The organism is Cupriavidus sp. 01L43 (assembly GCF_056399925.1).
Genome location: NZ_JBFTSH010000001.1, coordinates 89,870 through 103,963, shown reverse-complemented (window position 1 = coordinate 103,963; position 14,094 = coordinate 89,870). Strand labels below are relative to the sequence as shown.

Sequence of the window (14,094 nt, the reverse complement as noted above, 5' to 3'; positions counted from 1 at the left end):
ACTCATTCATGTATGCATCCTGCCGCGGCGGTGTACCAAATATCGCTTGCGCATGTACGCGGTACCGAGCAGCATGGCCGCCGCAAACAGCCACGCGCCGATCAATGACAGCAATGCCAGACCGAGTCGCGGTGGACCCGACCTCGCATCAGGGACTATCGCCTGCTCGAAGGGAATGTCCATCAGCGCCTGATCGTGAAGGCGCACCACGTCACGGCCGACGATCTCCACCAACGCCTGCCAATAGACGTGGCGCTGCAGCGCATCGACGGCCTGCAGCATTTCCGAGGACATGGCCTTGGACGTGGCATGCTGATCGCGCGCTAGCGTTGCCAGTTGCGACTGAAGACGCACAACCTCTTGATTCAGCAATGAAAAGCCGGCCCGGCCGGCCTCGTCGAGCGTGGTACGTTGCGACAACGCGGCCGTTTCAGCCTGATTCCGCGCCACCCCCTCCAGCGCGTAGCGATCAAGAGCTGGCAGCGTATCGACCAGCCCGGCCGCGGCGGGCTGCGACAAAGCTTTTTGCCACCGCTGCTCCTGCTCACGCGCCTGATCGAGGAGAAACTTCCGATCCGCCAGGAGGCGTGCCATGTCGGAGAGCTTGCGCCGCAAGATTGCGCTCTGCGCTTCCATCGCGATATCGTTGGCCAGACTGGCTGCAAATTTCGGATCGCCATCGGTCACGGCCACGGTCAGCAAACCTTCTCGCGACTTGCGCACCTTTACGACTGATTCCCAGCGCTGCTTCAACAACTGCATTGTCGGGGTCTCATAACGCGATTGCAGGGAAAACTTGCGATTCATGGCCTCCCGCATCTCGTCGCCCTGGGTAACCCAGGTCAGCATGTCGACATGCTTGGGTGCCGCGAAGGTTGCAACTGCCGTGAAACGATCCGGCGCGGCAAGCGATGCCAGATAGACCACTACGCCAACGACCATCGCGAAAATACCCATGAGCGCCAGGCGCGGGCGCAGCAACATCCAAAACTCACCAAGGGCATCCTCGAATTCTTCTCTCGTCATGTCTTGTCCGGTAAGCCGTCGTGACCGCGACCAGGCAGGCGCACGCAGCGTTCGTGGAAATATCAGCACAGCAGACGCAAATGCGCCGGCTGTGCGGTCAGGTAGAGGTGATCCTTGATCTCGAAGTCGGGGCGAAAGCCCGAGACACATTCGAGCAGGACGTCTTGCATGACCTTGCAATCGTTGGCGACACAGGCATTGACCAGTGTGTTCAGCTTCTCATCAAGCTCCGCACGCGACAGGAATGACTCCTTGGCCTTCATGATGCGGGGGTGGTTGGTACCCACAACCGTATCGCCAATCAACAGCTCCTCATATAATTTTTCTCCTGGCCTGAGTCCGCTGAATTCAATCGCGATATCTCCGTCGGGATTCGCCTCGTCCCGCACCTGAAATCCGCTCAAGTGAATCATGCGGCGCGCTAGATCGACTATCTTGACCGGCTGTCCCATGTCGAGCACGAAGACCTCGCCGCTTCCTCCCATCGTGCCGGCCTGGATCACCAGTTGAGCCGCCTCGGGAATGGTCATGAAGTACCGGATTATATCCGGGTGCGTCACCGTCACCGGACCGCCCTGGACAATCTGTTTTTTGAATAGCGGCACGACGGACCCGCTCGAGCCCAGCACGTTGCCGAAACGCACAATGCTGAAGCGCGTGCGCACGCTGGGATCCTGCGCGAACGCCTGCAGGCACAATTCTGCCATGCGCTTGCTCGCTCCCATGACGTTGGTGGGACGCACGGCCTTGTCCGTGGAAATCAGCACGAACGTCTCCACATTCGCACGGATCGCGGCATCCGCCGTCACCCTTGTGCCGAGCGTATTGTTCAGCACACCCTCGGTCATGTTGAATTCGACGATCGGCACATGCTTGTAGGCAGCGGCATGGTATATCGTTTGCACCGCGTAGCGCGACATAATGCCGTACGCTCGCTCACCGTTCTGCACCGAGCCCAACACAGGTATCAATTCGACACCCAGTCCCTTGACCCCAATCGTCTCCAGCAGTTCGTATTCGATCGAATAGAGCGCGAATTCGGATTGCTCGTACAAGATAAGCCGCGCCGGCCGGCACTTGATGATCTGGCGGCACAGTTCGGATCCGATCGATCCCCCGGCGCCTGTCACCATGACGTTCTTGCCGGCGATATCCTTCATCAGCAATTCAGTATTCGGCGCCACCACCTCGCGGCCCAATAACTCGTCGATCTCCACTTCGCGCACGTCATACAGATGCGCCTCGCCGGAAATCAGTTCGGCCATTCCCGGCACGGCGCGCACCTGCACAGCCAGAGGCTCCAGCGCATTGACAATCTCCAAGCGGCGTCCCCGCGACGCCGATGGGATCGCCAGAAGTACCTGCTCGATGGCCATGCGACGAATCAACGTCGGCAGATCGTCTGGTCCATAGACTTTGAGGCCACCGATGTTCAGGCCGCGCTTGGTACGATCATCGTCGATGAACGCCACCGGCGCACATTCGGGCCCGGCGCGCAGCGCCATGGCGAGTTGCCGTCCCGCCTCCCCAGCGCCGTAGATCGCCACCTTTTTCCCGTGCCGGGCGAATTGCGGCAGCATACGGAACGCCGCGCGCGCAAAAAAGCGGCTGCATACGATGTACACGATGGCAAGCAGCCAATAAATCGCCAGCGCTCCGCGCGGTACGTACGAAAGACCGAAGAAGAAAATCAGCGAGCCGAAGATCACAATGGAGATGGTGACCGCCGCAATAATCGTGAGCATGGCCCGGTCTTCCATGTAGCGCACCACGGACCGGTACAGCCCCATCTTGATGAACACAGGGATCGCAACCAACGAGGCAACGAAATARATGCCGATTGGATACTGGGTCTGCAACGACCAGTGATCGGTCCGGAGGCCCACCGCCGACCACAGCGATAACGGCAACAGGATGAAGTCAAGAAGCATCATCAGCAGGATCTTCTTCTGACGAGACATCTCAAATATCTTCTTCAGCAGCATATTGTGGGGGCCTAGTACGGTATTCCAATGATCAAGTCCGGCGCCGACCGGTGCAGGCTTGCCTTCTACGAATAGAGTTCTGCATCACGAAACGATCCGGCCATACGATCGCGCTCCGACAGGATGGCACGTTCGGTGATCGGCCAAGCGATATCGAGATCGGGATCATTCCATGCAATGGTTTTCTCGTCTTTGGGATACCAGTATTCCGTTGTTTTATAGATGACGTTGGTCCGCGCCGACAGTGCCAGATAGCCATGCGCGAATCCGGGCGGTATCCACAGTTGCTGACGGCTTTCCGCGTCGAGCGTCATGCCCGCCCACCGGCCACAGTTCGGCGAACTGCGCCGCAAATCGACAACGACGTCGTAGATCGACCCGGATACCACACGTACTAGCTTGCCTTGCGGTCGTGTCAACTGATAGTGGAGCCCACGCAGGACACCCTTGTCCGACAAGACCTGATTGTCCTGCACGAACGTGGTGCGAACTCCCGTGACCGCCGCAAAATCCTCAACGTTGAAGCTCTCGAAAAACTCGCCCCGCGAATCAATCGCCACGGCAGGCGTGAGGGCCATAACACCAGGCATGTCGGTAACAGAAACCTGCAGCCTCATGGTGTACCTCCGCGCGCGCCATGTGTGACGAACTCAACCGACATGGACCTTCTCTTGCCGCACCGACGGCGACTGGGAAACCAGTTCCGCGACCAGCGCTTCGATACCAACCGTCCATTCTGGCAGGGCAATGCCGAACGTCTCGCGCAGCCGTGTGGTGTCCAGCCGGGCATTCGCCGGACGTGGCGCCGCGCCGCCGAACTCCTCGCTGGAAATCGCCCGGACTTCCTCCGGGGCAACCCGCAATGCCATGCCTCGTGCGCGGGCGAATTCGAGCACGCGCACGGCATAGGCATGCCACGTGGTTTCGCCCGCGGCTGCGAGATGGTAGATCCCGCTCGGGAATGCCTGCCGGTCGCCACGCAGCCAGTGCTGCGTCACGATCCGCGCCGTCGCATCGGCAACCTGCGCAGCTGTGGTCGGCGCGCCATGCTGGTCCGCCACCACGTGCATGGAACTCTGAGTACTGGCCTGGCGGAGCATCGCTTTCACGAAATTCCCGCCGTGTGCGCCAGCCACCCAGCTCGTACGCAACACCAGCCAGGCGCCTCCCGCCGCACAGACCAGCGCTTCGCCGGCCGCTTTGCTTTTGCCGTACACTGACCTGGGATGCACGGGATCCGACTCGACGTAAGGCCGCGCCAGGGCACTATCGAACACGTGGTCCGTGGAGTAGTGCACGAACAAACCGCCAAGCGCGCGTGTCTCCTCGGCCAGCACGCCCACCGCCGTCGCATTGACCAGGAACGCCTGGGCCGAATCGTGCTCGGCCGCATCGACCGCTGTATATGCGGCGGCATTGACGACCACGTCGGGCTGGTATTCGCGGAGGATCCGACGAACGTCATTGACATTGCCCAGGTCGCACACGGCTCGATCGAGCACTACCAACGAGCCGGCGGATGCCAGGCTGCGGGCCAGTTCGAAGCCCACTTGGCCGTTACCTCCAGTGACAAGCAAAGTGGGCGTCACGCCCCAACTACGCTGCATATTGCGTAGCCACCCACGTCCTGTAGTCGCCGGACATGACATCGGCCACCCAGTCCTGATTGTCGAGATACCAGCGCACCGTCTTGCGAAGACCCGATTCAAACGTTTCGGCGGGCTTCCAGCCGAGTTCGCGCTCGATCTTCCGGGCGTCGATCGCATAGCGGCGGTCATGGCCGGGCCGATCCTTCACGAAGGAAATCAGCTCCCGATACGATCCCTGTGCACGCGGAACGGCCTCGTCCATCAGATCGCACAGCGTATGGACAACCTCAAGGTTTGTCTTCTCGTTCCAGCCGCCCACGTTGTACGTCTCGCCAACACGGCCTCGCGCCAATACCTCCCGAATGGCAGCACAGTGATCACTCACATACAGCCAATCGCGAACATTCTGGCCGTCGCCATAGACCGGTAGCGGCTTGTTCCCCAGCGCGTTGGCGATCATCAACGGAATCAGCTTTTCCGGAAAATGATAGGGACCATAATTGTTCGAGCAATTCGTGGTCAGTATCGGTAGGCCATACGTATGATGATAGGCACGCACCAGATGATCCGACGCCGCCTTGGAGGCGGAGTACGGGCTGTTGGGTGCGTAGGCCGTGGTTTCGGAAAATGGCGCATCGTCTGCATTCAATGAACCGAAAACCTCGTCGGTCGAGATATGCAAAAAGCGGAAAACAGATTTGGCCTGATCCTCGAGCGAGCTCCAATAAGCACGCACTGCTTCAAGCAGCGTGAACGTACCGACGATATTGGTCTGGATGAATTCGCCGGGCCCGTGAATTGAACGGTCCACATGGCTTTCCGCCGCAAAATGCACAACAGCGCGCGGACGGTGCCTGACGAGCAGTTCATCCATCGACGCACGATCACAAATGTCCGCCTGAACGAAGACGTGCCGGGCATTGCCGTCGAGTTGTGCCAGTGTCTTGCGATTGCCGGCATACGTCAGCTTATCGACGTTGACAATGCCCTCCGTCTGATTGCCGCGAAGCCAATCAAGTACGAAATTCGAGCCGATAAAACCGGCCCCACCGGTAACCAAGATGCACGATGACACCAGACCCCCTTGTCTCTTCTCATGTGTGTGATGATTTACCGCCGTTCGACGCCAAAAGGAGGCAAATGACGATTTACCCAATGTGTCATCAAGACGCCGTATTCTATCCGACGCACAGGTGACTCTCGTCTCCAGCCTCAATCTTTTTGTAGCCTGTTGTAACGATTTCCTGTATCCCGCACCCCACTTTCTGGGGGAAGTGTGCCCGATCACTTGCCTTCGTTGAATGCCGCCAATCATGACTGAGATACCCGTTGCGTCGCTGGCGCCCTATGCCATTGGCGATATCCAGGGCTGCCTGCCCGCACTGAACCTGTTGCGGTCAAAACTGCCTGCTGACGTTCAGTTACGTTTTGTCGGAGATCTGGTCAACCGGGGCCCCGCTTCGCTCAACACGCTTCGTTTGGTCAAGGACTTAGCGGGCAGCGCCCGAACCGTTCTTGGCAATCACGACATTCATCTGCTGGCGGTAGCCGCTGGTGTGCGTAAGCCGTCCAAGTCAGACACCTTGGACGATATCCTGCAATCACTTCAATGTGATGATTTACTCACATGGCTACGGCATCAGCCACTCGCCATTCGTGAAGACGACTTTCTCATCGTGCATGCGGGAGTCTTGCCACAGTGGTCCGCCGACCAGGTATCCGACCTCGCGGGGGAAGTGGAGGAACAACTCCAGGGTCCAAACTGGCAAGGTTTCCTCGCCGATGTCTTTGGCAATGCGGCCGACCGCTGGCACGACGGCCTGCGCGGCATCGATCGCCATCGCGTCATCGTCAATGCGCTCACCCGCCTCCGCTTCTGTTCGGCGGAAGGTGTCATGGATCTGAAAACCAAGGAGGGTCCCGGCAGCGCCTCGGCGGACCTCATGCCGTGGTTTGACGTACCCAGCCGTCTTACCGCAAACGTTACGGTCGTCTGTGGCCACTGGTCCACGCTCGGGCTTGTCATGCGCCCCAATTTGATGGCCCTCGACACAGGCTGCGTCTGGGGCGGCCAATTGACCGCTGCACGGCTCGCCGCCGATCCAACCGAGCGCACTTTGATCCAGGTCGAATGCCCAATCTATCGCGATCCGCTGGCGTGAGTGAACCGCCCCGGAAATCGTGGAGGCTGGTTGGTTGAAGCTAATAGCGGTTCAGCGGCAGGGATTTGAAGCCGCCGATAGTAGTTTGCCTCACCTTCGGCGGGCGGGATATAGCCAAGGAGTTCCATCAGCCGGTGGCGATTGAACTAGGCGACCCATTCCAGCGTGATAGCAAGACCCTGCAGATAGGCTCGACCCCGAATACATCGCGGTGCTGGTCAACAAAGGCCTTCAGGACTTCAGACGGCGGTCGAGCTCGGCCAGGGCAAAAAACGCCCTCGCCAGCTTCAGCATCTCGTTGGCACGGCGCAACTGCTTTACCTCGCGCTCCAGCGCCTTGAGGCGATTACGTTCCGACGAGGTCACGCCATCGCGCTCGCCGCTCTCGACTTGCTCTTGTTTTACCCACCCCGCAGCGTCTGGCTCGTGCAACCGATCATCGGTGCGATGGATTCGACCACCGCCCACAGCGACAGGTGCTCGCTGCGCTGCTCTCGAACCAAACGTACGGCCCGCTCTTGGACCTCGGAGGAAAATTTAGTTTGGTTGCTCATGGGCTCCATTCTCTCGAGAATTGGAGCCTCCACTAGACCCGGGGCGGTTCACTCCTCCTTCGTTCAAACTCGCACGCTGCAACGGCTGCGTCCCGATTGCGCTTGGGCTTCTGCAGATGCTGGATTTTCCCGTCCGGGGTCATGACAGTTCCAACAGTCTCAAGATCATTGTCCGGATCGGCACCGAAACTGGAGAGCACGGTAGAAGGTACCCGAAGCTGATTATCTGGTTCCGTCAAGATCCAGGCAGCGGCTAGTTGCGAGCAAGGCACACGCCGCAAATTTTCTGTCGCGAACGGAATACTGCCCGGATATCCGCCCAAGGTCCATGCCATCCCCACCGCGTTACCTCCCATTGCATAAACCAAGCCCGGTGAGTGACCGCTAAGGTCAATCATTGGCATCCCACGCGTGAAGCCATGCTGCGCGGCGATGCGCGATGCCGTTGCAAGATAGTTGGCGTGAGACCCGGCCAATACCAATGTGGAACCGGCCATGCCGACTTCGGCGACCGTGTCGTTCTGGTCCAGAGGCGTGGGCTGACGATACGGCGTAGACAACCCTTCGTTGACTAGTAGTACGGAAACGATCTGAACCGAAATCCCAAAAAACAGGAGAGAGCGCATGCGCGCCCCAGTTGCCACAATCATGCCTAGCACGATTGCGCCCGCATAAACGAAAAAAACCCCGCCGGCGGCAATCGGAATCCAGTAGTTGTTGCCCGTGCCGAAAGCATAAGCGTAAGGAAGGAATAGCAGCGCGGTGACCAGGAGACAATGCTTCCAGCGGAAGTGTTGCAATCGGTCAAGCCGGCATAACAGCAGCGCTGCCATGACACCGCCTAGCGGAACAACACACAGAAGCAGGCCGCGGTACGGCCCAGGCACCGCCCCAAGCGGCAGCATTAGTGCAATCGCCGCGAATCCCCCGAAGACAAAAATGCTGGCTAGAATTACCCCCAGTGAGGGATGGCGACGAAGGCCAATGGACGCCACGAAAATCACACACGTCACGACTGCGACGATCGCGAACAGTACAACCTTGATAGGCGCATCGAGTGTGAGTCCCTCCAGCCTGAACATCAGCTTGAACGCGTAGTTGCCGTCCAGCATCGTCGCAATGCGAGCACCTGCCGTCAGGCGCGCAACAAATCCGCCAATCGATCCGTCGATGACAACGGCTGACAGTGCGACCAGCCCCAAGGCAGTGACTACGGTGATAATTATCGGCACCAGACGCAATGTGGCAGTCAGCACCAGATAGATCGCGACGGCTAGCGCCAGCGCGGCCGCCGAAGTGGGCTTTGCCATGAATACGAGCCAACCACCCACGCCGATTGCAACCCAAGCCACTATGCTCGGTGTGCGTTGCTTCGCATCGATCGCAAACAGACCCGCGACCGTCACAAGAAGTCCTTGAAGCGCAAGAGTGTTGTAACTCGGCGTAGGCAACCACATGCCCGCAAACACCAACGACAACAACGCTGAGGTTCCCAGTGCCGCCGAAATTGCGAGCTTCTGCATCAGGCCTGGAGAGAACGTGTCAAAAACACGGGAGAACAGCGCAAAAGCCGCTGCCGTGCCGAGCCCCGCAGTTAACACGATGTTCGCCTGTCGAAGCGCGGCAACGTTTCCGGCAAGCGCGTTGTAAAGTGGATGGTAGACGAAACCGAACTGGGTACTGGAGGCTGAATAGTTGAATGGCTGCGATAGCCAATTCAGATAAAAACCTTCGTCCGTGAAATCAAATCCATAGCGGCTGAACCAAAAAAGCCAGACCAGCATGCCGCACGTACCAGCAAGGGAAACAGCCGCTAGCGACCATTCTGTTGAATAGTTTTTATGTATTGCTGCGTTCGCGGCGGCCAGATTTTCCATGCGTCGATTAGATCATATTTTCGACCAAACAATGTCAGTCGACAGATCGGGAGGATCCAACATGAGAGTGGCGTATTTTATCCGAACCGATTCACCGCTCAGTCGAAGCCCTTTTGGGAACCCAACATCGCCCCGCACTCAATCAGGATTCACTGGGCGACGACCTCGCCGGTCACCGCTTGATTCCGCCGCTCCACGACCTCCAGCGCCGCCTCATTCGTCCCTTGGCACAATTGAACAACCACCTCCCGCGCCGCCACCGCCAACTCCCGTCGCCCGGCCGACTGTGCCAGTAACTGCGGTCCCAGCATCAGCCGCGCCTTGATCGGCGGCGACCGCAATATCATGTCGAGCGAGTCCAGCAGGGACAGATCGCCGATATACGCCGGCGCTGCCGTGGGTTCGCCGGTGGCCGCGTCCAGATACCGCAACCCCACAGGCTGCACCGGCAACCCGCCCGAGACCGGCGCCTGCATCAAATTCGCGTGGAACGGCAGCACTTCCGTCCCGTCCGTCGTCGTCCCCTCCGGGAACACGCACACTAGGTCACCGTCGCGCATCACCTCGGTGATGTGATGGAGCACCCGGTGCGCGTCGCGTTTACGTCCACGCTCGATGAAGATCGTACCGGTCTTCTCGCATAGCCAGCCGACGAGTGGCCAGCTACGGATCTCGGACTTCGCCACGAATCGCGCCGGATGCCAGCTATGGATCACATAGATGTCGAGCCAGGAGATGTGGTTCGCCACCATCATCGCGCCGCGCGGGGCGGCCTGGCCGGGCGCCAGGCCCTGCACCTCCACCTCCACGCCGCACAGTTTCAGCAGCTTGCGCGACCAGTTGCGGATCAGCCGCTCGCGCATCGCCACACTCGCCCACGGGAACACCGTGGCGCAGATCAGCATGCCGCGCAGCATCAGCAGGATGAGGCGCGTCTTGCGTAACCAGATCATCGTAAGGGCTCTCGGATGATATTGATCGACTAAGATCCGTGCTGATCAGCGCGCTTCGTGCACGATCTGGCCGCCGACCAGGGTCATGCGCACGCGCCCTTCCATCTCGTAGCCGAGCCATGGCGAATTCTTGCCCTGGCTCTTCAGCGCGCTACGCTCCACCTTCCACACGTGTTTCGGGTCGAACACGCAGACGTCTGCCGCGCTGCCGGTGGCCAGCGTGCCGGCACCAAGGCCGATCACGCGGGCCGGCTCACTGGTGATGCGCGCCAGCGCCTTCACCAGCGGCACCTTGTGCTCGTTGGCCCAGCGCAGCGTCAGCGGCAGCAGCAGTTCCAGGCCGGTGGCGCCGGGTGAGGCCTCGTCGAATGGCAGCAGCTTCTCGTCGTCGTCCACCGGGGTGTGATCCGAGCACAGCGCGTCGATGGTGCCATCGGCCAGCGCGGCGATGATGGCGTCCCGGTCCCGCGCACTGCGCAGCGGCGGCGAGAAGCGCATCTGGCTATTGAAGAAGCCGATGTCCACGTCCGTCAGCGCCACATGATGCATGTTCACGTCGCACGACACCCTCAGCCCTTCCTTGCGCGCCTGCCGCACCAGTTCCAGGCCGGCTGCCGACGACAACCGGCACAGGTGGACGCGCGCGCCCGTGGTGCGCATCAGTTCGAAGATCGTATGCAGGCGCACGGTCTCGGCGATCACCGACACGCCCGAGAGGCCCAGCCGCGACGCCACCGCGCCACTCGCCGCCACCCCGCCGCCGAGGAACGGGTCCTCGGGACGCAGCCACACCGTGTAGCCGAAGGTCTGCGCGTACTGCATCGCGCGCAGCAGCACCTGGGTGTTGCGGATCGGCATCTCGGCCTGGCTGAAGCCGACGCAGCCGGCCTCGGTCAGCTGGCCCATCTCGGTCAGGATCTCGCCCTTGAGGCCCAGCGTCAGCGCGCCCAGCGGGTAGACGTGGGTCTGGTTGAGCGTGCGGGCGCGGAACTTCAGCATTTCCACCAAGCCAGGCTCGTCCAGCACCGGGTCGGTGTCGGGCGGGCAGACCAGGCTGGTCACGCCGCCGGCGGTGGCGGCGGCCACTTCGGATTCCAGCGTCGCCTTGTACTCGTAGCCGGGCTCGCGCAGCCGCGCGGAGAGGTCCACCAGCCCCGGGCAGACGATCAGCCCGCGGGCGTCGATGGTCTTGTTGGCGTTGAAATCGGCCGGTGCGCGGCCCACGCCGACGACCTTGCCGGCGGCGATAAACAGGTCTTGCTCGGCGTCGAGGTTCGCGGCCGGGTCGATCAGGCGGCCACCCTGGATGTGAATCTTCATGTTCTGTCGCTTGGCGTTCGGTTGTTCGGGGGAGCCTGACTCAATCATTGTTGCCGGCGACGATGCCCATCACCGCCATGCGCACGGCGATGCCGAACGTCACCTGGTTCAGGATCACCGATTGCGAGCCATCGGCCACGGCGGAGTCGATCTCCACGCCGCGGTTCATCGGCCCCGGGTGCATGACGATGGCATCGGGCTTGGCCAGCGCCAGCCGCTCCGGCGTCAGCCCGTACGCCTTGAAGTATTCCTGCGCGGACGGCAGCAGCGCGCCGCTCATCCGCTCGTTCTGCAGGCGCAGCATGATCACCACGTCCACGCCCTTCAGGCCCTCTTCCATATTGTGGAAGACGCGAACGCCCATCTGCTCCAGCCCGGACGGCAGCAACGTGCGCGGCCCGATCGCGCGCACTTCCGGCACGCCGAGCGTGGTCAGCGCGTGGATGTCCGAGCGCGCCACCCGCGAATGCAGGATGTCGCCGATGATCGCCACCGTCAGGTTGGTGAAATCCTTCTTGAAGTGACGAATCGTGTACATATCCAGCAAACCCTGCGTCGGGTGTGCGTGGCGGCCGTCGCCGGCGTTGATCACGTGGACGTGCGGCGCCACGTGCTCGGCGATCAGGTACGGCGCGCCCGAGCTGGCGTGGCGCACGACGAACATGTCGGCGGACATCGCCGAGAGGTTGTTGATCGTGTCCAGAAGCGATTCGCCCTTGCTGGTGGAAGACGCGTTGATGTTCAGGTTCAGCACGTCGGCGGAGAGCCGCTTGGCGGCAATCTCGAACGTGGTGCGCGTCCGCGTGGAGTTCTCGAAGAACAGGTTGAACACGCTCTTGCCGCGCAGCAGCGGCACCTTCTTCACGTCGCGGTCCGAGTCGGAGAGCGAGACGAACTGGCTGGCGGTGTCGAGGATGTGCGTGATCATGTCACGCGACAGCCCCTCGATCGACAACAGGTGCTTCAGCTCGCCATTCTTGGTCAGCTGCGGGTTGCGGAACATCTTGGTCATGGCAGGTCGGGCGCGGGCAGGGTCGGTCTGGGTGGCTTGCGGAGGTGCGGGTCGGGGCCGGTCAGGCACGGGCTTCGGTGGCGAAGGCGAAGCGCGTGGCGGCACCCTCGCCCTGGCGGGACAGCACCAGGGTCTTGTCTTGGGGCAGTTCGATGGTGGCCGCGGCAAAGTCGGCGGCAATCGGCAGGTTGCGCCCGCCGCGGTCGGYCAGCACCACCAGCGCCACACGCCCCGGGCGGCCGTAGTCGAACAATTCGTTCACGGCGGCGCGAATCGTGCGGCCGGTGGCCAGCACGTCGTCAATCAGCAGGATGTTGCGGTCCTGCACGTCGAACGGCAGCGTGGTCGGCTCGGCCTGGCTGTGCAGGCCCTTCTTGGCGTAGTCGTCGCGGTGGAAGGCCACGTTGATTACGCCGTGGCTGTCGAGCTTCAGGTCCGCTGCCAGGCGCTCGGCAATCCAGGCGCCGCCGGAGTAGATGCCGGCCACGGACCAGTTGGCGCGCTCGGCCGCCGGCATCAGCGCCTGGGCCTGGTCGCGCAGCGCGTGGTAGAGCGCCTCGGCGTCGGGAGTGGAGGTCTGGGTCATAGCGGAAGCTCGTCGAAATACTGTTGCAGGATGATGCGGGCGGCCTCGGCGTCCAGCGCGCCGCGCTTCGCCCCAGCCATGGCGGCGGCGCGGGAGCTGTAGCGCTCGTCCACGAAGGCCACTGGCAGGTCGAAGCGGCCGTTCAACTGGTTGCCAAAGCGGCGCGCAAGTCGCATGGAGGCTTGTTCGGCATCGTCGGGGCCGGCTTCGGGGTTGACCGGCATGCCCACCACGAACTGCACCGGCGTCCAGTCGCGCACCAGCGCGCTCACGGCCTCGAAGCGGCCTTCCACGGTCACATTGGGAAGAATGGTCAGCGCGCGGGCCTGCCGGGTGATGAAATTACCGAGCGCCACGCCGATTTTTTTCTCGCCATAGTCGAAGGCGAGGACGGTGCCGTCCGGGGGCGTCGCGCGCCCCGCCTGATCAGGCATGCCCCGCCTCGCCCGAGAGCATCGTGAAATCTATGCCCAGCAGGCGCACTGCGGCGGCGAACCGCTCTTCGGGCGGCACGCTGAAAATGATCTCGGGATCGGCCTGGACGGTCAGCCAGCCATTGCGGCTCAATTCTTCCTCCAACTGCCCGGCGCCCCAGCCGGCATAGCCCAGCGTGAGCAGGAACCGGTGCGGCCCGCTCCCGTTGGCCACGGCTTCGAGCACGTCCTTGGAGGTGGTCATCTCGAGCCCGCCCGGCACCGCCAGCGACGACACATAGACACCGACCGGATCGTGCAGCACGAAGCCGCGCTCGGTCTGCACCGGGCCGCCGAAGTAGACAGGCTGATGGGCCACAGGCTGGATTTCGAGCTTGAGATCGATCTTGTCGAACAGCGTGGCCATGTCGATGTCGATCGGCCGGTTGATGACCAGGCCGAGCGCGCCGCGTTCGTTGTGCTCGCAAAGGTAGACCACGGAACCCGAAAAAGTCGGGTCGGCCATGCCGGGCATGGCAATCAGGAACTGATTCGTGAGATTGATTGGAGCTTCGGGCGTCGCCATGGCTGCATTTTATCAAATCGCTGCCGGTCGG

General features: G+C 61.5%; 13 protein-coding genes, 1 pseudogene and 1 other annotated feature. Of the genes and pseudogenes, 1 reads left to right on the top strand and 13 read right to left on the bottom strand.

Annotation, left to right across the window (positions count from 1 at the left end; genetic code table 11):
• Nucleotides 1-6 precede the first annotated feature (6 nt).
• From AC1DP9_RS00480 to rfbB, 5 genes are all read right to left on the bottom strand, one after another.
• Nucleotides 7-1,026 (bottom strand): hypothetical protein, encoded by a 1,020-nt coding sequence (locus tag AC1DP9_RS00480; RefSeq protein WP_477106322.1) that lies wholly within the window; start codon nt 1,024-1,026, stop codon nt 7-9.
• A 62-nt stretch (nt 1,027-1,088) separates the two neighbouring features.
• Nucleotides 1,089-3,011 (bottom strand): polysaccharide biosynthesis protein, encoded by a 1,923-nt coding sequence (locus AC1DP9_RS00475; protein ID WP_477106321.1) that lies wholly within the window; start codon nt 3,009-3,011, stop codon nt 1,089-1,091.
• Nucleotides 3,012-3,076: 65 nt separating this feature from the next.
• Nucleotides 3,077-3,628: a dTDP-4-dehydrorhamnose 3,5-epimerase gene (rfbC, locus tag AC1DP9_RS00470; RefSeq protein WP_477106320.1), complete on the bottom strand. Its 552-nt coding sequence runs from the start codon at nt 3,626-3,628 to the stop codon at nt 3,077-3,079.
• Nucleotides 3,629-3,661: 33 nt separating this feature from the next.
• A complete protein-coding gene (rfbD, locus tag AC1DP9_RS00465) occupies nt 3,662-4,618 on the bottom strand; it encodes a dTDP-4-dehydrorhamnose reductase (RefSeq protein ID WP_477106319.1) in 957 nt (318 codons plus the stop codon).
• Complete coding sequence (rfbB, locus tag AC1DP9_RS00460; RefSeq protein WP_477106318.1) at nt 4,608-5,675, bottom strand: dTDP-glucose 4,6-dehydratase; 1,068 nt, start codon at nt 5,673-5,675, stop codon at nt 4,608-4,610. The genes rfbD and rfbB overlap by 11 nt, the downstream gene beginning before the upstream one ends.
• 238 nt (nt 5,676-5,913) lie before the next feature.
• Here rfbB and AC1DP9_RS00455 point away from each other — a divergent pair, with 238 nt between their 5' ends.
• Nucleotides 5,914-6,762, top strand: coding sequence for a symmetrical bis(5'-nucleosyl)-tetraphosphatase (locus AC1DP9_RS00455; protein WP_477106317.1), 849 nt, complete (start codon nt 5,914-5,916; stop codon nt 6,760-6,762).
• 161 nt (nt 6,763-6,923) lie between these two features.
• Nucleotides 6,924-7,039: a sequence feature (AL1L pseudoknot), on the bottom strand.
• On the opposite strand, the pseudogene AC1DP9_RS00450 reads toward AC1DP9_RS00455, so the two are convergent.
• The 8 genes and pseudogenes from AC1DP9_RS00450 to AC1DP9_RS00415 all read right to left on the bottom strand — a co-directional run.
• Nucleotides 6,935-7,316: pseudogene (locus tag AC1DP9_RS00450) on the bottom strand (transposase); the annotation flags it as partial. (Overlaps the previous feature by 105 nt.)
• Before the next feature lie 32 nt (nt 7,317-7,348).
• The gene (locus AC1DP9_RS00445) at nt 7,349-9,193 is read right to left on the bottom strand and encodes a hypothetical protein (protein WP_477106316.1); all 1,845 of its coding nucleotides are present in this window, start codon (nt 9,191-9,193) and stop codon (nt 7,349-7,351) included.
• A gap of 149 nt (nt 9,194-9,342) precedes the next feature.
• The gene (locus tag AC1DP9_RS00440) at nt 9,343-10,146 is read right to left on the bottom strand and encodes a lysophospholipid acyltransferase family protein (RefSeq protein ID WP_477106315.1); all 804 of its coding nucleotides are present in this window, start codon (nt 10,144-10,146) and stop codon (nt 9,343-9,345) included.
• A gap of 45 nt (nt 10,147-10,191) precedes the next feature.
• Complete coding sequence (locus tag AC1DP9_RS00435; RefSeq protein ID WP_477106314.1) at nt 10,192-11,466, bottom strand: dihydroorotase; 1,275 nt, start codon at nt 11,464-11,466, stop codon at nt 10,192-10,194.
• Nucleotides 11,467-11,506: 40 nt separating this feature from the next.
• Nucleotides 11,507-12,478 carry an aspartate carbamoyltransferase catalytic subunit gene (locus AC1DP9_RS00430; RefSeq protein WP_092290639.1) on the bottom strand — a complete coding sequence of 324 codons (972 nt, stop codon included), beginning with the start codon at nt 12,476-12,478 and terminating at the stop codon, nt 11,507-11,509.
• Between the two features lie 61 nt (nt 12,479-12,539).
• On the bottom strand, nt 12,540-13,064 hold the full coding sequence (gene pyrR / locus AC1DP9_RS00425) for a bifunctional pyr operon transcriptional regulator/uracil phosphoribosyltransferase PyrR (RefSeq protein WP_477106313.1): 525 nt from the start codon (nt 13,062-13,064) through the stop codon (nt 12,540-12,542).
• On the bottom strand, nt 13,061-13,498 hold the full coding sequence (gene ruvX / locus AC1DP9_RS00420; protein WP_092290643.1) for a Holliday junction resolvase RuvX: 438 nt from the start codon (nt 13,496-13,498) through the stop codon (nt 13,061-13,063). The genes pyrR and ruvX overlap by 4 nt, the downstream gene beginning before the upstream one ends.
• Complete coding sequence (locus tag AC1DP9_RS00415) at nt 13,491-14,063, bottom strand: YqgE/AlgH family protein (protein WP_092290645.1); 573 nt, start codon at nt 14,061-14,063, stop codon at nt 13,491-13,493. Before AC1DP9_RS00415 ends, ruvX begins: the two co-directional genes overlap by 8 nt.
• Between the last annotated feature and the right edge of the window lie 31 nt (nt 14,064-14,094).